This window comes from Streptomyces glaucescens, assembly GCF_000761215.1.
Taxonomy (GTDB): domain Bacteria; phylum Actinomycetota; class Actinomycetes; order Streptomycetales; family Streptomycetaceae; genus Streptomyces; species Streptomyces glaucescens_B.
In genome coordinates this window covers 1,648,626-1,666,141 of the sequence record NZ_CP009438.1, presented here as the reverse complement: position 1 = coordinate 1,666,141, position 17,516 = coordinate 1,648,626, and the positions used below count along the sequence as shown (strand labels likewise).

The following is a 17,516-nucleotide window of genomic DNA, read 5'->3' as shown; positions in this document are numbered from 1 at the left end:
GAGAACGGGGGAGTGATCAAGTTGTCCGGGACCCTGCTCGACACCGAAGCCGTGATCGGCTGCCCGCACGGCGGCCGTGTCGTCGCCACCACGTCACCCGCGGACGGAGTGCGGCTCGCGGGCGCCGCCGTCGTCACGGCCGCGCACGGCTATGCCGTCACCGGCTGCCCGCACACCGTCGACGACGTGCCCACGCCCTGTGCCGCGGTCCGCTGGACCGCCCCCGACACCGGCGTCACCGTCGCGGGCGTGCCCGTGCTGCTCGACACCTCGGCCGCCCAGTGCCTCACGGCGGCCCTCGTCCCGCAGGGCGCGCCCGTCGTCCAGGCCGCGCAGCGAAAGGTCGTCGTCCGATGAGCCCGCACAACGAGCCGGGCCCGACCGGCGCAGTAGGTCCACGCAGTGACTTCGCCTTCCCGTTCCGGGCCGACCGGCGCGGGCGCACCGCGCACGCACGGCACAGCGAGCACGTGTACGACCTGATCGAGCAGCTGCTGTTCACCAGCCCGGGGGAGCGGGTGATGCGCCCCGACTTCGGCTGCGGACTGCTCGACCTGGTGTTCGCGCAGAACAGCCCGGAGATCCTCAGCACCCTGGAGCTGTCCGTGCACGCCGCCCTGCAACGCCTGCTCGGCGACCTGATCGAGGTGGACGCCCTCGACATCACCGGGGAGGACACCGTCGTCCGCGTCCGGCTGTCGTACGTCGTGCGGAGCGACGGCATGCGGCGCGAGGACGTCTTCGAAGGGAGGGCCGCCGCATGACCGGCGCCACCGTGTCCCGCCGCGCCAAGGTGCGGGCCGCGCAGCTCAACGGGGTCGACACCGTGGAGGTGAGCGACGACGGGCTGCTGCTCACCGTCACCTTCCTCGGCAAGGCCCCGCACGGCCTCGGCCCGCAGCACGTGCGGATCGACGGCGGCCGCCGGATCACCGGCATCACGGCCGTCGACGTCAGCGTCGAACGCGAGGAGGACCCGGAACTCGACGACCGGCTCCACGTCACCCTCGACCGGGCCGGCGACACCTCCCGCTACCGGCTGTCCCTCGTGGAGAGCGACCCGTACGGGCGGCCCGGCACCCGGCCCTACCGCGGGTTCGACCAGCGCTACCACAGCGCCGCCTTCGCCTTCCGGCCGGACTGCCCCACCCCCTTCGACGACACCCCCTGCGACGACACCCCCGGCCCTCCCGCCTTCCCCGCCACCCCCGTCATCGACTACACCGCCCGCGACTACGACACCATCCGCCGGCTGCTCCTCGACCGGCTGGCGCTCACCACGCCCGACTGGGTCGAACGCCACCCCGCCGACCTGGGCGTCACCCTGGTGGAACTCCTCGCCCACACCGGCGACCGGATCAGCCACCAGCAGGACGCCGTCGCCACCGAGGCGTACCTCGGCACGGCCCGCCGCCGGGTCTCCGTCCGCCGGCACGTGCGGCTCGTCGACTACGCGATGCACGACGGCTGCAACGCCCGCGCCTACGTCACCGTGCGGACCGCCGAGGACTGCGCGCTGGCCCCGGGGACCTTCCGGTTCGCCTCCGTCGACGTGCGCGGCCTCGATCCGCACGACCGGCCGGAACCCGGCACGGTCATCACCGGGAGCGACCTCGGCGACCTCGACGAGCGCGGCTCGGTGGAGGTGTTCGAGCCCGTCCCGGCGAGCGACCCGCTGCGGCTGCGCGTCGCGCACAACGCGATCCGGCTGTGGACGTGGGGCGGCGAGGTCCGCGCGCTGCCGAAGGGCGCCACCGCCGCCACGCTGCGCGACACCTGGACCGGCAAGGGCGGCAGCCGGAAACGGCGGCTCGACCTGCACCCCGGTGACGTGCTGATCCTGGAGGAGGTGAGGGGACCGCGCACCGGTACGCCCGGTGACGCCGACCCCGCCCACCGCCAGGCCGTCCGCCTCACCTCGGTCACACCCGCCGTCGACCGCGTCGAGGACCAGCCGGTCCTGGAGGTCACCTGGGCCGCCGAGGACGCCCTCCGCTTCCCGCTGTGCCTGGTCACGCGCGCGGGCCCGAACTGCCCGCCCGTCGAGGACGTGACCCTCGCCCGCGGCAACGTCGTCCTCGTCGACCACGGCCGCACCCCGCACGGTCCGCCGGAGACGTTCACCGTGCCCGCCGACCCGGCCGTGGCCGGCACCTGCTGCCCACCCGGCTTCGGCTGCCCCGATCCGGACGAGGGCAACGCGCCCGCTCGGCTGATCGGCGCCCTCGCCGACCGCACCGCGGGCGGCCACCCGCTCACCCCCGACGACGTGCGGGAACTCTTCGCCACCGTCGGGCAGGCCGCGGTGCACCGCGCGGGGCTCAGGCTCGAACGGGCCGGGCAGCGGCACGACCGTGTCGTGCCCGGCACCGCGTACGCCCAGAACGCCGCCCTGCACACCCTGCTCGCCCAGTCCCGGTACCCGGGCATCCGGCCCCGCTTCCGCCCCGTGCTCGGCGGCACGCCCGTCACCCAGGCCGCGCCCTTCCCCGACCCCGGCACGGTCGCCGCCGCGCAGGCCGAACGGATCGCCGCCGTCCCGGGCCGGCTGCGGCAGCGGCTGGCCGAGCTGTGGCGCAGCGCCCACGACCGCGACGGACTCGACGCGGACGAGATCGCCGAACTCGCCGTCGTGTTCGGGCTGCGCGTCCTGGAGCGGCTGGAGCTGCGGCTGCACCCCGTCCGGGCCCTGCGCGAACTCCTCCACCGCTCCGACCGGCTGCTGGACGGCAAGCTCCGCCGCATCGAGGTGCTGGCGGCCCGCGCCCGCGCCGGCACCGTCCTCGGCCCGCACATCGCCTGGGAGATCGCCCACGGCTGGGGCCCCGGCTACGCCGAAGGGCTCCACCCCGACGAGCCCGCACTGCGCGGCTCCGCGACCGGCGCGCTCACCCAGGACCCGCGCCGCGCCCTGCCCGCCGTACGCCTCGAAGCGCCGGACGGCGTCTGGGAGCCGCGGCGCGATCTGCTGCGCAGCGCCCCCCGCGACCGGCACTTCGTCGGTGAGCTGGAGGACGACGGCCGGCTCGCCCTGCGGTTCGGCGACGGCCGGCACGGCGCCCGGCCCGCCCCGGGCGACCGGCTCGCCGCCCGCTACCGGATCGGCGGCGGCACCGCGGGCAACGTGGGCGCCGAGGCCATCAACCACCTCGTGGTCCGGGACGGCACCGGCGCGCCGCCGGTCGACGCCGTCCGCAACCCGCTGCCCGCCACCGGCGGCACCGCCCCCGAACCCGTCGACCAGGTACGCCGGCTCGCCCCGCTCGACCTGCGCCGCACCCGGCTGCGCGCGGTCACCGCCGAGGACTACGCGGCCCTCGCCGGCGCCCTGCCCGGCGTCCGGCGCGCGGCGGCCGAGCTGCGCTGGACCGGCAGCGTGCGGGAGGCGCACATCGCCGTCGACGCGGCCGGCGCCGGCACCCCGCCCCCCGGACTGCTGGACCGGGTCGCCCAGGCGCTCGAGCCGTACCGGCGCATCGGCCACGACGTCGTCGTCCGCCCGGCCCGGCTGGTGCCGCTCGACATCGCCCTGACGGTGTGCGCCCGGCCCGGCCACCAGCACGGGCGGATCCTCGCCGAGCTGTACCGGGCGCTCGGCAGCGGGCGCGGCGGCTTCTTCCACCCGGACGCCCTCACCTTCGGCGAGCCGGTGCGCCTCAGCCGTCTCGTCGCCGTCGCCGCGGCGGTGCCCGGCGTGGAGAGCGTGCGGGTCACCCGGCTGCGGCGGCTGTTCGAGCCGGACCGCGGGGAGCGGGAGGACGGCGTGCTGCGGCTCGGCCCGCTGGAGGTCGCAGCCTGCGACAACGACCCCGACCGGCCGGAACACGGCCGGCTGGAGATCTCCCTGGGAGGTGCCCGATGACCGCGACCGACGACTGCCCCTGCGGCGGGGCGTGCGGCGGCGGACACGACGAGCGGCGGGCCCCGGCCCCGCTCCACAACCCGCCCGGCCGCACCGCCCTCGACTACCGCGTGGGCACCTACGGCTCCTTCCTGGCCGCGCTCCTCGACCGGCTCGCCTCCCCCGCCTACCCGGCGCTGAGCGGGCTGACCGTGCGCACCCCCGACGACCCGGCGATCGGCCTGCTGGACGCCACCGCCGTCCTCGGCGACCTGCTCACCTTCCACTCCGAGCGGATCGCCGACGAGGCCTACCTCCGCACCGCGCACGAGCACCGGTCGCTGGTGCTGCTCGGACGGCTCGTCGGCCACCGGCCGCGGCCCGGCGTCTCCGCCGCCACCCACCTGGCGTACACCCTCGAACGCGACCCGCGCGCCGAGACCCTGCCGGTCGTCGTCCCGCGCGGCGCGCGCAGCCACAGCGTGCCCGCCTCCGCCGACGAGGAGTCGCTGACCTTCGAGACCGGCCGCGACCTCACGGCCCGCTGGGACTTCAACGAGCTGAAGGTGCGGCGGCGCCGGCCCTCCCTCCTGACCCCGCGGGACCTGGAACGCCGTTCGGAGCTGTTCGTCGAGGGCGCGGACGGCTCCCTGCGGACCGGCGACCAGCTGCTGTTCGTCTTCGGGGAGCGGGCCGGCGGCGAGCGGATGCTGCTGCCCGTCGCCGGGACGAGGACCGACCGGGAGGACGACGTCACCGCGATCTCCCTGCCGCGGTCGGCGCCGCGCACGCTGCGGGAACTGACCGACGAGGTACGGCGGTGGATCGCCGCGCCCGCCGCCCCCGGTGAGCCGGGCGAGGAGCCGCCCACGCCCGAGGTGCCCCACCCCCGCCCGGTCAGCCGGTTCGTCGAGGACGTCGAGGACCAGGTGCTGGCCCCGCTGCGGGACGACCTGGACGGCATCCGGACGCCCGAGGAGCTCGCCGCCCGGCTCGCCGAACCGGTGGCCCGGCTGGGCGAGGCACAGGTGCTGGCCGCGCCGTACGAGGACGTCGCGGAGTGGTTCGTCCGGCTGGAGGCGGTGCTCGCGGAACTCGCCGAGCGGGCGCGGGAACTGGCGCCCGCGCAGGGGGAGGACGCCGGCCCGGGCGCGGCGTCCCCACTCCTCGCGCCCACCCCGGCGAGCCGCGGAGCGACCCGGCCCGCGCCCCCCGGCACGGCGGCGCGCGCCGCCGCACTCCACGCACTCGGCGACGTGCTTCCCGCGCTGCGCGGACGCGCCCGCGCGCCCCGGGGGCCCGTCCGGGGCCGCCCCGACCCCGCGCGGCTGCTCACCGCCCTGTCCCCGGACCTCGGCGGCCTCTACCCCGCCTGGCGCACCGCCCCGGCCCCCGGTGCCCGGCCCCTGCTGCGGGAGGTGCTGGCGATGCGGGTCACCGCCGCGCCGTTCGGGGCGACCGCGCCGCTCAAGCCGGTGCAGGACGACCGGGGCCGGGTCATCCGGACCGCGGACTGGCCGCTGACCGGGGCCGTGCTGGTCAGCATGCGCGTGGTGTTCGACACGGCGGGCAAGGTGCCGGTGCGGGCGGAGTTCCAGTACGTCGAGGGCGGCAGCTCCGACCAGCGGGCCGAGAACCTGCCCGTGCCGCAGTTCGCCACCTTCCCGCTGGGCTCCGGGCAGGTCGACCTGTCGGTGCGGCCCGGTCAGGACCACGCGGAGGGCGGCCGCCCCGCCGTCCCCGGTGAGCCCGGTGTCACCGCCCGGCTGCACTCGGGCCTGCCCGAGCGCACCCTGACCGTGTCCCGGCCCGACGAGGACGGCCTGGTGCACGTCGTCGTCGACGGCGCCGGCCGCCGGGAGGTGCCCCTGCGGCCGGGCACCGGCGGCCAGTTCACCCACGGTGACCACGAGGTGAGCCTGCGCTACACCGTCGGCGGCGCGGAACCCAACGTGGAGGTGGTCCTCGCCGGCAAGCCGCAGCCCGTCAACCGGCGCGTCCTCCAGCTCGACACCGTCCACGCCGGCATCACGCCCGGCAGCTGGGTGGCGGTCCGGCGCCCCGCCAAGGGCACCGAGGGCGGGGTGCCCGGTGACGCGCGGCTGGCGTTCGTCACCACCCGGGTCGTCGCGGCGCGTACCGCGGCCTGCAGCAACTACGGCATCACCGGCCGCGGCACCGAACTCACCCTCGCCGACCCCTGGCTCGACGAGTTCGACGTGCTGCTCTCGCACATCCGCGACACCACCGTGCACGCCGCCGGGGAGCCGCTGCGCCTCGCCGACGAGCCGCTGGGCGAGGACGTGCACGGCGACGAGATCGAACTCGCCGAACTGTACGAGGGGCTTCGGCCCGGCCGCACCCTGATCGTCACCGGTGAGCGCAGCGACATCCCGGGCGCCGCCGGGGTCACCGCCACCGAGGTGGTGACCGTGGCGACCGCCGACCCGGCCGTCGACCCGCACCTGCCGGGCGACCGGGTGCACACCCGGCTCACCCTCACCGCCGGGCTCGCCCACCGCTACCGGCGCGACACCGTCCGCGTCCTCGGCAACGTCGTCGAGGCCACGCACGGCGAGAGCCGTGAGGAGGCCATCGGCAGCGGCGACTCCGACCGCGCCCACCAGACGTTCGCGCTGTGGCAGTCCCCGCTCACCTGGCTCGCGGACGACAGCCCGCCCGGCGCCCGGCCGGTGCTGGAGATCCGGGTCGACGGCGTGCTGTGGCACGAGGTCGACAGCCTCGCCGGACGCGGCCCCACCGAGCGGGTGTACACCACCGGCACCACCGCCGACGGCCGCACCACGGTCGCCTTCGGCGACGGCGTGCACGGCGCCCGGCTGCCCAGCGGGCACGAGAACGTGCGCGCCCGCTACCGCTTCGGCACCGGCAAGGCCGCCAACGTGCCCGCCGGCCGCGTCACCCAGCCGCTGTCCCGCCCGCTCGGCGTCACCGCGGTCACCAACCCCCGCCCGGCGACCGGTGGCTGCGACGCGGACGGGCCGGCGCTCACCCGCCGTACGATCCCGCTCGCCGTGTCCGCCCTGGACCGGCTGGTCTCGGCCGCCGACTACGAGGACTTCGCCCGCTCCCGGGCCGGCATCGGCCGCGCCGCCGCGCGCGAACTCTTCGACGGGCGGCGGCGCGTGCTGCACGTGACGGTGGCGGGCACCGACGACGTGCCCCTCGAACCGGACTCGGACACCCTGCGCGCCCTGCGCGGCGCCCTGACCGCGTACGGCGACCCGGGCCTGCCCGTCCGGGTGGACGTCCGCGAACCGGTCCTGCTGCTGATCGCCGCGAAGGTGAAGGTCGCCCACGGCCACGCCTGGGAGGCCGTCGAACCCCTGCTGCGCCGGGCCCTGCTGCGCCGCCTCGGCTTCGAGGGGCGCGAACTGGCCCGGCCCGCCCGGCTCTCCGAGGTGCTCGCCACCGCCCACGGCGTGCCCGGCGTCGACCACGTCGACGTCGACGTCTTCACCGGCGTCCCCGCCACCACGGGCCCGGCCGCACTCGCCGAGCTGCTGCGCGACCCCGGGCCGCCCAGGACGACGGTCGCCGCACCCCCGGCGGAGTACGAGGAACGGATCCACACCGTCCGCGCCGAGGACGGCGAGACCCTGTCGGCCGTCTGTGCCCGGTACGGCATCCCGCTCGCCGAACTGCTGCGCCTCAACCCCGGCATCACCGACACCCGCCGCCTGCCGCGCGGCCGGTCGGTGCTCGTCTTCCGCGGCATCCGCCCGGCCCGGCTCGCCCTGCTGTCGCCGCGCGCCGCCGACACCCTCATCCTGACGGAGGTCACGTGATGTCCCAGGACGCCCGGTTCGAGAACGCGGGACCGCCGGCGTCCCGCAACCCCGACTTCCTCGCCGACCTGCTGCCCCGCTGGCACCGCCTGCGCGACCTGGAGGAGGGCGAACCGCTGCGCGCCCTGCTCGCGGTGATCGCCGAACAGCTCGACCTGGTCCGCGACGGCGTCGAGCAGGGCTACGCCGACCTGTTCGTGGAGACCGCGGCGCCCTGGGTGCTGCCGTACCTCGGCGACCTCGTCGGCCACCGCGTCCTGCCCGGCTACGAACGTGTCCTCGGCGCCGCAGCGCACACCGGCGGCAGGCCCGCGCTCGCCGAGGCGGTCGCCCCCCGCGCCGAGGTGGCGGCGACCGTCGCCAACCGGCGGCGCAAGGGCACCCTGCACCTGCTGGAGGAGATCTCCCAGCAGGTGGCGGGCTGGCCCGCGCGGGCCGTGGAGCTGTCCCGGCTCGTCGCCCACCACCAGCCGGTCAGGCTGGGCGTCACCGCTCACCGCGCCGAGCGGGGCCGGCTCGCCGACCTGCGCGACGGCGCGGCCCTCGACCTCGCCGGAAGCCCGTTCGACGCCGGCGCCCGCACGGTGGACGTACGGCGCGCCGGCTCCGCGCGGCGGCAGGGCGGCCGGTCCCCCGCGGGCGTCGGCCTGTACGTGTGGCGGCTGAAGGCGCACTCGCTGACGTCCTCCCCGGCGTACTGCGTCGACCGCGCCCGCCACCTGTACACCTTCTCCATCCTCGGCAACGACACCCCGCTGGTCACCAGGCCGTTCCCGGAGCCGTCACCCAGCCACCTCGCGACCATCGACAACGTGCCCGCGTTCATCCGGCGCAGACAGCTCCGCGACCGGCTGCCCGACCACTACGGCCCCGGCAAGAGCTTCGTCATCCGCCGTGACGGCGAGGAGCGGCCCGTGCCGCCGTCCGACATCGTCGTCGCCGACCTGTCCGGCTGGCGCTACCGGCCACGGCGCGGCCAGGTCGCCGTCGACCCCCAGCTCGGCCGGATCGCGTTCGGCGCGCGGTCGGCGCCCCGGCAGGGCGTGTGGGTCGACTACCACCACGCGGCCGCCGCCGACACGGGGGGAGGCGAGTACGCCCGCGCGGACCGGGTCGCGCGGCCCGACGCCGCCCTGTACCGGGTGGGGCCGGGCGAGCCGTACCGGCAGATCATGGACGCCTACCGGGCCTGGCAGCACGACCGGCGGGCCGGCCGCGCCACCGGGACCGAGGGCATCGTCGAGATCACCCACAGCGGCGCCTACCAGGAACAGCTCGACTTCGACCTCGACCCCGGCGACCGGCTCCAGCTGCGCGCCGCCGAGGGCACCCGGCCCGTCGTCCGGCTGCTCGACTGGTACAGCAACCGGCCGGACGCGCTCAACATCCGCGCCGCCTCCGGGGACTGCGCCCCGCACCAGCGGCCCCGGGTCGTCCTCGACGGGCTGCTCGTCGCCGGACGGGGCATCAACGTGACCGGGCCGATGGGCGCCGTCACCGTGCGGCACTGCACCCTCGTGCCCGGCTGGTCGCTGGAGCCCGAGTGCGACCCGCACTCGCCGGAGGAACCCAGCATCGTGCTGGAACGCACCACCGCCTGCCTGCAGATCGAGCACAGCGTCCTCGGCACCATCGAGGTCATCGGCGACGAGGTGGGCGAGGACCCCCTCGCCATCCACCTGCGCGACAGCGTCCTCGACGCCACCGCCGACCACCGCGCGGCACTGTCCGCGCCGGACTGCCGGCACGCCCACGCCGTGCTCCACCTGCACCGCACCACCGTCATCGGCGAAGTCCACACCCACGCCGTGGAGATCGCCGAGAACTCCGTCCTCACCGGGCGGCTGCACGTGGCCCGCCGCGGCACCGGCCGGATGCGGTACTCGTATGTGCCGCCGGGCTCCCGCACCCCCCGCCGGCACCGCTGCCAGCCCGACCTCACCCCGGGAGTGCGCCCGCTGTTCGTGTCCCAGCGCTACGGGACGCCCTGGTACGGGGTGCTGTCCGACCGGTGCGCCGAGGAGATCCGGCGCGGCGCGGACGACGGCGCCGAACTCGGCGCCCTGCACGACCTGTACCGGCCGCAGCGCGAGGACGGGCTGCGGGCGCGGCTCGCCGAGTACACGCCCGCGGGCTCGGACGCCGGGATCTTCTTCGTCACGTGAGCCGCGGCACCACCGACTCCAAGCGCCCTTTCCCGAACCAGGGGGACCCCTCACATGCACGCAGACCTCTCCCGCCTCACGTTCCGCCCGGAGCGGCACTACGCGGCGGTCGTCGCCCAGCAGGGCCGCGTCCAGCTCGACGCCGACACCAACGAGCAGACCGCGATCCAGCTCCACCAGACCCGCACCCTCGCCGCCGACCTGATCGGACCCCACGGCGGCCCCCGCGACGCGGCCGGCTTCCGCATCGACCACGTCGGTGGCCGGCACGACCTCGACACCCTGCACATCCACGGCGGCCGCTACTACGTCGACGGCATCCTGTGCGACGCCGACCGCCCGGCGCCCGGCGTCCCCGTCCCCGACGAGGACGACCAGCGGGCCGCCACCCCCGAGACGCCCGGCCACTGGACCTACTGGGACCAGCCGGACGCCTTCCTCGACCCGGAACGCCCCGGCGACCGGCTCCCCTCACCCGCCACGGCGCCCTTCGTGGTCTACCTCCAGGTGTGGGAGCGCACCGTCACCGCCGCCGAGGACCCTGCGCTGCGCGAGGTCGCCCTCGGCGCCGCCATGCCGGACACCGCCGCCCGCGTCAAGGTCGTCTGGCAGGTGCTGCCGCTGTCCCTCGGCGCACTGGAGATCGAGGAGAGCGAGCCGTCGAGGGAGACCGTCCGGGACGCCTTCGCACGCTGGGCCCGGCGCCGGTCCACCCCCTCCGCCCGGCTCGCCGCCCGCGCCGAACGGCCGGGCCACGCCGACGAGGACCCCTGCCTGGTCAAGCCCGACGCCCGGTACCGGGGACCCGAGAACCAGCTCTACCGCGTCGAGGTGCACACCGGCGGCGAGGCCGGGGACGCCACCTTCAAGTGGTCCCGCGAGAACGGCTCCGTCGTCCTCCCCGTCGACGAGGTCGACGGCACCTGGGTGCAACTGGCCACCCTCGGCCACGACGACAGGCTCGGCCTGGACGTCGGCGACCACGTCGAACTGACCGACACCGCCCACGCCTCCCGGCTCGACGCCCTGCCGTTGCTGCGGGTCGAGGAACTCGACCTGCCCGGCCGTCGCGTCCGGCTCTCCGGCGAACCCGCGCCCGGCGTCGGCCGGCTGCCCCATCTGCACCCCTCCCTGCGCCGCTGGGACCAGCACGCGGGCCCCCGGCGCAAGGGCCGCACCACCGCCCTGCGCGGCGGCGCCGTCCCCGTCACCGAAGGGGAGTGGCTGCCCCTGGAGGACGGCGTCGAGGTGTACTTCGCCACCGGCGGCACCTACCGCACCGGCGACTACTGGACCGTCCCCGCCCGCACCGCCACCGGGGGCGTCGAGTGGCCCACGGACACCGCCCGCCGCCCGCTGCTGCGGGAACCCGCCGGAATCATCCGGCACTACGCCCCGCTGGCCCTGGTCCAGGGCGAGCAGGGCGCCGTCGACCTGCGCCTCGCCTTCGCCCCGCTCGCCACCGGCGTGCCCGCCGCGGACGAGGCCGCGCTCGCCGCGGAGGAGCGGGCCGGCCGCGAGGAACAGGCCGCCGAGGCCGGACCCGCCGGCACCCCGCCCCGGCCCGGCGCCGACCCGGGCGACACCACACGAGGAGACCGGTGATGGCCGAGCCGATCAGCGCGTCCACGATGGTGCGAATCCTGCGCGCCGAGGGCCTGACGGTCCACGAGGTCCGCGACTGGCGCACCCACAACCGTAACGGCAAGGGCCCCTGGGGACCGGTCAACGGTGTGATGATCCACCACACCGTCACCTCCGGCACGGCCCGCTCCGTCGACATCTGCTACGACGGCTACCCGGGACTGCCCGGCCCGCTCTGCCACGGCGTCATCGACAAGAAGGGCCACGTCCACCTGGTCGGCAACGGCCGCGCCAACCACGCGGGCCTCGGCGACGGCGATGTGCTGCGCGCCGTGATCGACGAGACCGCGCTGCCCCCGGACAACGAGGCCGACACCGACGGCAACCGGCACTTCTACGGCTTCGAGTGCGTCAACCTCGGCGACGGCGAGGACCCCTGGCCGGAGGCGCAGAAGGAGGCCATCGAGAAGGTGGCCGCGGCGATCTGCCGCCACCACGGCTGGTCCGAGCGGTCCGTCATCGGGCACAAGGAGTGGCAGCCGGGCAAGGTCGACCCGCGCGGCTTCACGATGGACGGCATGCGGCGGCGCATCCGCGAACGGCTGCGCGCCGGGGGCGGGACCCGGCCCGCGCCCACGCCGCCGAAGCCCGCCTACGAGCCGTTCCCCGGCCGCGGCTTCTTCCACGCCGGCCAGAACTCGCCGGTCATCACGGCGATGGGCCGCCGGCTGGTCGCCGAGGGATGCGGCCGCTACGAGGAGGGCCCCGGCCCCCGGTGGACGGAGGCCGACCGCCGCTCCTACGCCGCCTGGCAACGCAAGCTCGGCTACCGCGGCGAGGACGCCGACGGCATCCCCGGCCGCACCAGCTGGGAGAAGCTGAAGGTGCCGGACGTGCGCAACTGACCGGCCCCCGCGCCCCCGTGGGGGGCGGGGCGGTTCAGCTCTTCCGCGGGGCGCGGGCCAGCAGCGTCCCCGCCAGGGCGGACGCGGCGAGGGCCACACCCGCGACCACCCACAGGGAACTGTGCACCCCGGCGGTGAAGGCGTCCGCGACCGCGTCCGTCACCTCGGCGGGGGAGGAGCGCGCGGAGCCGCTGCCACCGGCCCGGGCCACCGACAGCACCCGGTCGGCGGTGCCCTGCGGTATGCCGCGCTCGGTCAGCCGCTCGGGCAGGGTGCCCAGGAACCGCAGCGCCAGCACCGCGCCGAGCACCGAGGTCGCCAGCACCGAGCCGACCTGCCGGAACGCCGTCACCGCCGAGGAGGCGGCGCCCATCTGGGCCCCCTCCACCACCTCGAACGCCGCCGCCGTGGACGGCGCCACCACCAGCCCGCTGCCCAGCCCCGCCAGCACCAGGCCGAGCGCCGTGATCCCGTAGCCGCCGTCCGGGCGCTGCAGCAGCAGGACCAGCGCGGCGACCGTGGTGATCAGCGAGCCGCCCGCCAGCAGCCGCCCGGCCCGCACCCGGCCCGCCAGCCGCTGCGCCGTGAACGTGGCCGCCACGAACGCGAGCATCGCGGGCAGCAGCCGCACACCGGTCGCCAACGGCCCGAGGTCCCGCACCCGTTGCAGGAACAGCACCTCCACGAAGACCACGCCGACGAACACGAACAGGGCCGCCGCGGCGACGACCAGCGCGGCGGCGTACCGCGCGTTGGCCATCATCCGCACGTCCAGCATCGGCACCGCCGCCCGCCGCTCGGTGAGCACCAGCGCCGTCAGTGCCCCGGCGGCCACCGCGAGGACCGTGACCACCTGCGGATCGCCGTACCCGAGCCGGCCGCCGGCCGCGATGCCGTAGATCAGCGCGGACAGCCCGAGCACCGCCCAGAGCTGCCCGGCCAGGTCCAGCGGCCGGTCCGGCACCCGGGACTCCGTCACCGCGCGCAGCGTGACCAGGACGGTGACGACGGCGAGCGGCGTGTTCACCAGGTAGACCGCCCGCCAGCCCGACGCCTCCAGCAGCAGCCCGCCGAGCAGCGGGCCCACGGCCAGGCCGATGCCGGACACCGACACCCAGATCGCGATGTACCGCAGCATGCGCGGCAGGTCGACGAAGAACGTGGTGGTGATCAGCGCGAGCGAGGTGGGCAGCACCAGCGCCCCGCCGAGACCGCTGACGCCCCGGCCGAGCAGCACCCACCCGTACCCGTCCGACGCCGCCACCACCAGGGAGCCCGCGGCGAGCAGGACCACTCCGGCGAGGAAGACCCGGCGGCGCCCGAACCGCTCGCCGAGCGCCCCGCCGGAGAGCACACAGGCGGCGACCACCAGCGTGTACGTGCTGGACACCCAGCTCAGGTCGGCGGGCGCCACGCCGAGGTCGACCTGGAGCGCCCGCAGCGTGGAGATCGCCGCGGTGACCTCGATGAACGACATGAACAGCCCGAGGCAGGCGGCGAGCAGCACCAGCCGGGCGTGCGGGATGACCGGAGCCGGGGGCGGGGCGGCGACGGGCCGGGCGCCCCCCGAGCCGGCCGGAGCGGTGCTCATGCGCGCCCGGCCTCCTTCGCGGCCTGCTCGGCGAGGCGGCGCTGCGCCTCGTCCCAGCCGACGGGGAGTTCGCCGGGCCCGGCGTTCCAGAACACGAACACCGATCCCTTCATCACCGGGCGCAGCCCGCGCACGCTCTTCGCGTGCGGGTCGGTCCGGTTGAACTCCTCCAGCGCCGCCCGGTCCCGCCAGGCGGACAGCGTCCAGAACGTCCGCTTCAGCGGCTGCGCCCGCAGTGAGGCCCCGATCAGCCCCGGCGACCTGCGGACCTGCTGGAACACCACCAGCGACAGCAGGAAGAACCGGGGCACGCTCAGCAGCGACCTCAGCTCCAGCCGGGAGGCCATGACCACCGGCGGGCCCGACCCGGCGGCGCCGGTGGTGTCCCGGCCCGGGCCGGGCATCCAGGGAATCGTGGGCATGCGGGCTCCCCTCGCTCGAACGACGGCCGTTCGGGCCGCCACTCTCAACAGAGTCCGCGGGCCCCCGATTCCGGTCACCCCCGTACGAGTGAATTCCGGCCGAACCGCCGCCGGCGCCGCGGCCGGTCCCGCCGCCGGACCACCGGGCCGGTCGCGTTCCGCCGCGCGGCGCCCCCCGGAGTCCCGCCACCGCCCGATCCGGACACCCGGGGCCGCTCCGGATCGTCCCGATCGAAGCCTTCGATGGGCCCGGCCCGGTCCCCGATGGGCCGATTGACGCTCATTTCCCGCCGCGCCTACGGTTCTTCTGCGCCAACCGCCAACCGCCAACCGCCAACCGCCATCCGCCAACCGCCAACCGCCGAGCACCCGGCACCGAGCACCGGCCGCCGGCCGAGCGTCGGCACCGCGCGGCACGCGGCGGAGCACCGAGCTGCACCGCACAGCGCGGCGCGGGGCACCCCCTCCAGAGGTATCAGCCCTCTGCGCACCGGCCGTCGCGTCCCCCGTGCCCTCCCCCCGCGCCCTTCCCCCGTCGTCGAACCGTCCGAGCCGAGGTGCAGCCCTGCCATGACCACCCGTGTCGCTGTCGTCGGAGCCGGGATCGCCGGACTCTCCGCCGCCCACCATCTGCCGGACGACGCCGAAGTCACCGTGTACGAGAGCCAGGACCGGCCCGGCGGCCACGCCCACACCGTGGAGGTCGACGAGGACGGCCGGCCGATCGGCGTCGACACGGCCTTCGTGGTGTTCAACGCGCGCACCTACCCCGAGCTGACCGCGTTCTTCGACAAGCTCGGCGTGACCGCGCTGGACCACACCGGCGGCTTCGACTTCTTCGACCTCGACCGCGGCCTCGACTACGGAACCGCCGAGTTCGAGCTGGACGAGAGCGCGATCGCGGCCCGCTACCCGGCGGACTTCCTGCCGCTGTGGCGGGACGCCGAACGCTTCCACCGCGAGGCGCCCCGCGACTTCCTGCGCGGGCGCACCGACCTCTCGCTCGGCGACTACCTGGACCGCGGCGGCTACAGCGACGCCTTCAGGTACGGCTACGTGGTGCTGCTCGCCACCGCCGTCTGGTCGGTGCCCGCCGAACTGATCTGGGAGATGCCCGCGACCACGGTGATCGCCTTCTTCATGTCCCACGACCCCGGCGGCCTCGGCGGCCGCTCCGTGGCGTGGAAGACGGTCGCCGGCGGCAGCGTCGAGTACGTCCGCCGGGTCGTCGCCGGCCTGAACGGCACCGTCCGCACCGGCACCCCGGTCACCCGGGTGCGCGAGGAGGACACCGAGGTCGTCGTCACCACCGCCGCCGGCGAGGAGCGCTACGACTACGCCGTCCTCGCCGCGCACGCCGACCAGACCCTCGCGATGCTGGAGCGGCCCACCCCGCTCCAGGCGGACGTCCTCGGCAGGGTCCGCTACAGCTCGACCCGCGCGATCCTGCACACCGACCCCGCGTGCATGCCGCCCCGCCGGGAGCGCTGGCAGAGCTGGAACTACGGCCTGAAGACCGTCGACGGCCGCCCCCGCACCTGGGTCGCCTACTACATGAACGCCCTCCAGGGCTTCACCGCCCGCCACGACTACTTCGTCACCCTGGACTCACCGATCGTCCCGCGTGACGAACTGGTGCTGCGGGAGCTGCCGTTCAGCCATCCCGTCATCGACCTCGGCGTACGGGCCATGCAGCGCACGATCTACGACGTCAACGCGGCCGGCGGCCGGATCAAGCTGGCCGGTTCCTACTTCCACGCACCGCGCATCGGCGTCGATCTCATCGGCTCCCACGAGGCCGGGTTCGTCTCCGGACGGAAGGCGGCCGAGGCCGTCGCCCGCGAACGGGGGGACCACCGGCCGCCGCACGGCGAACGGCACTGAACGACGTGCACCGCAAGAAGCGCACCGGAGAAGAACCGAACTGAGGGGAATCCGTCATGCAGCGTGTCACCGCCGAAGAGGCCCGGGCCTGGCTCGTCGAGAAGCTCGCCGTGCGGCTCGGGGTGGAGCAGCAGCAGATCGACGTCGAGCGGTACTTCGACGAGTTCGACCTGGACTCCACGGAGGCGCTGATCCTCGCGGGCGAACTGGAGAAGTGGCTCGGCTTCGAACTGGAGGCCACCGCGCTCTGGTACCACCCGACCATCGCCGCGCTGTCCGAGCACATCGCGGAGGAGAGCGCCCGGCATGTCGCGGCCTGACACCGCCCCCAGACCCGCCAGGCCCCCGCGCAGGCCGCCGCCGCCCAGGCCGCTGCTGACCCCGCTGCGCCCGGCGGCCGGACCGGCGGCCCGCCCGGTCGTCGCCGTCCACCCGGGCGCCCTGCCGGCCTCGGCGTGGGCGGACCTCGCGGCCCGGCTGCCCGAGGACACCGCACCGTACCTGTGCGACCTGGGGACCGTCTCCGAGTACGTCACCGCCGCCCTGGACCCGGCGGCGCCCGTCGTCGGCGTCCGCGAGCTGGCCGCGCGCTGCCTCGCCGAACTGACCGCCGCCGGACTCACCGAACGTCCCTTCGCCCTGGTCGGCTGGTCCTTCGGCGGGGTCGTCGGCTACGAGATCGCCGCCCGGCTCGATGCCGAGGGCCGCGGCGGCACCCTGCGGGAGCTGGCCGTCCTCGACTCCATCGCGCCCGTCGCCGCCTTCCAGCGGCCCGACGACGCGCTCGGCACGGCCCTGCTGCTCGACTGGTTCGCGATGTACCTGGGCGCCCGCCGCGGACGCCGCCTGGTCACCGGCGCCACCGCCATCCGGGACCTGGACGCCCTGCTGGACGCGGCCGTCGCACAGGGCGTGCTGCCCGCGGGCACCGAACCGGCCGGGCTGCGCAAGCTGTACACCGCGTTCCACGCCGGACTCGTCCGCAACAACCGCTGCACCGCCGGCTATCTGCCGGCCCCGCTCGACCGGGCCGTCACCGTCGCCAAACCGGAGCGGTCGCTGCTGCCCGCCAGCCCCGACCTCGGCTGGAGCGAGCTGAGCGGGCGCCCCCTGCGGCTGCGGCACGTGCCCGGCGACCACTACACGATGCTCGGCGAACCGGCGACCGGCACCGCCCTCGCCGACCTGCTCGCCGCACCCCCGCGGCCCGTCGCACCCGGCACGGCGGTCCGCCCCGGCGGCTGACCGGCGCGCCCCCTCCCCACCCCCCGCCGCACCCGACACGCAGGACCCACAGGACCATCGGAGGACCATC

At 76.0% G+C, this 17,516-nt stretch carries 12 protein-coding genes; 10 read left to right on the top strand and 2 right to left on the bottom strand.

The window, feature by feature from the left end; all coding sequences use genetic code 11:
- Positions 1-21: 21 nt before the first annotated feature.
- From SGLAU_RS07160 to SGLAU_RS07130, 7 genes are read left to right on the top strand one after another with little or no spacing between them, the layout of a single operon-like run.
- Positions 22-357, top strand: coding sequence for a hypothetical protein (locus SGLAU_RS07160; protein WP_043506377.1), 336 nt, complete (start codon positions 22-24; stop codon positions 355-357).
- Positions 354-764, top strand: a complete 411-nt coding sequence (locus tag SGLAU_RS07155; protein WP_043499349.1) for a GPW/gp25 family protein — start codon at positions 354-356, stop codon at positions 762-764. Before SGLAU_RS07160 ends, SGLAU_RS07155 begins: the two co-directional genes overlap by 4 nt.
- Complete coding sequence (locus tag SGLAU_RS07150; protein ID WP_043499348.1) at positions 761-3,862, top strand: putative baseplate assembly protein; 3,102 nt, start codon at positions 761-763, stop codon at positions 3,860-3,862. Before SGLAU_RS07155 ends, SGLAU_RS07150 begins: the two co-directional genes overlap by 4 nt.
- The gene (locus SGLAU_RS07145; RefSeq protein ID WP_043499346.1) at positions 3,859-7,650 is read left to right on the top strand and encodes a putative baseplate assembly protein; all 3,792 of its coding nucleotides are present in this window, start codon (positions 3,859-3,861) and stop codon (positions 7,648-7,650) included. The genes SGLAU_RS07150 and SGLAU_RS07145 overlap by 4 nt, the downstream gene beginning before the upstream one ends.
- Entirely contained in the window at positions 7,650-9,815 is a 2,166-nt protein-coding gene (locus tag SGLAU_RS07140; RefSeq protein WP_043499344.1) for a hypothetical protein, read from the top strand. Before SGLAU_RS07145 ends, SGLAU_RS07140 begins: the two co-directional genes overlap by 1 nt.
- Before the next feature lie 54 nt (positions 9,816-9,869).
- A complete protein-coding gene (locus tag SGLAU_RS07135) occupies positions 9,870-11,420 on the top strand; it encodes a DUF6519 domain-containing protein (RefSeq protein ID WP_052413665.1) in 1,551 nt (516 codons plus the stop codon).
- Positions 11,420-12,304, top strand: a complete 885-nt coding sequence (locus tag SGLAU_RS07130) for a peptidoglycan-binding protein (protein ID WP_043499343.1) — start codon at positions 11,420-11,422, stop codon at positions 12,302-12,304. Before SGLAU_RS07135 ends, SGLAU_RS07130 begins: the two co-directional genes overlap by 1 nt.
- A gap of 34 nt (positions 12,305-12,338) precedes the next feature.
- On the opposite strand, the gene SGLAU_RS07125 is transcribed toward SGLAU_RS07130, so the two are convergent.
- Positions 12,339-13,895 (bottom strand): MFS transporter, encoded by a 1,557-nt coding sequence (locus SGLAU_RS07125; RefSeq protein WP_052413664.1) that lies wholly within the window; start codon positions 13,893-13,895, stop codon positions 12,339-12,341.
- Complete coding sequence (locus tag SGLAU_RS36160) at positions 13,892-14,317, bottom strand: hypothetical protein (protein ID WP_043499340.1); 426 nt, start codon at positions 14,315-14,317, stop codon at positions 13,892-13,894. Before SGLAU_RS36160 ends, SGLAU_RS07125 begins: the two co-directional genes overlap by 4 nt.
- Before the next feature lie 570 nt (positions 14,318-14,887).
- On the opposite strand from SGLAU_RS36160, the gene SGLAU_RS07115 reads away from it, so the two are divergent.
- The 3 genes from SGLAU_RS07115 to SGLAU_RS07105 are packed head-to-tail and all read left to right on the top strand — an operon-like array spanning position 14,888 to position 17,446.
- A complete protein-coding gene (locus tag SGLAU_RS07115) occupies positions 14,888-16,201 on the top strand; it encodes an NAD(P)/FAD-dependent oxidoreductase (RefSeq protein WP_052413663.1) in 1,314 nt (437 codons plus the stop codon).
- A gap of 56 nt (positions 16,202-16,257) precedes the next feature.
- Positions 16,258-16,521, top strand: coding sequence for an acyl carrier protein (locus SGLAU_RS07110; protein WP_043499339.1), 264 nt, complete (start codon positions 16,258-16,260; stop codon positions 16,519-16,521).
- The gene (locus tag SGLAU_RS07105; RefSeq protein ID WP_052413662.1) at positions 16,508-17,446 is read left to right on the top strand and encodes a thioesterase domain-containing protein; all 939 of its coding nucleotides are present in this window, start codon (positions 16,508-16,510) and stop codon (positions 17,444-17,446) included. The genes SGLAU_RS07110 and SGLAU_RS07105 overlap by 14 nt, the downstream gene beginning before the upstream one ends.
- Positions 17,447-17,516 lie beyond the last annotated feature (70 nt).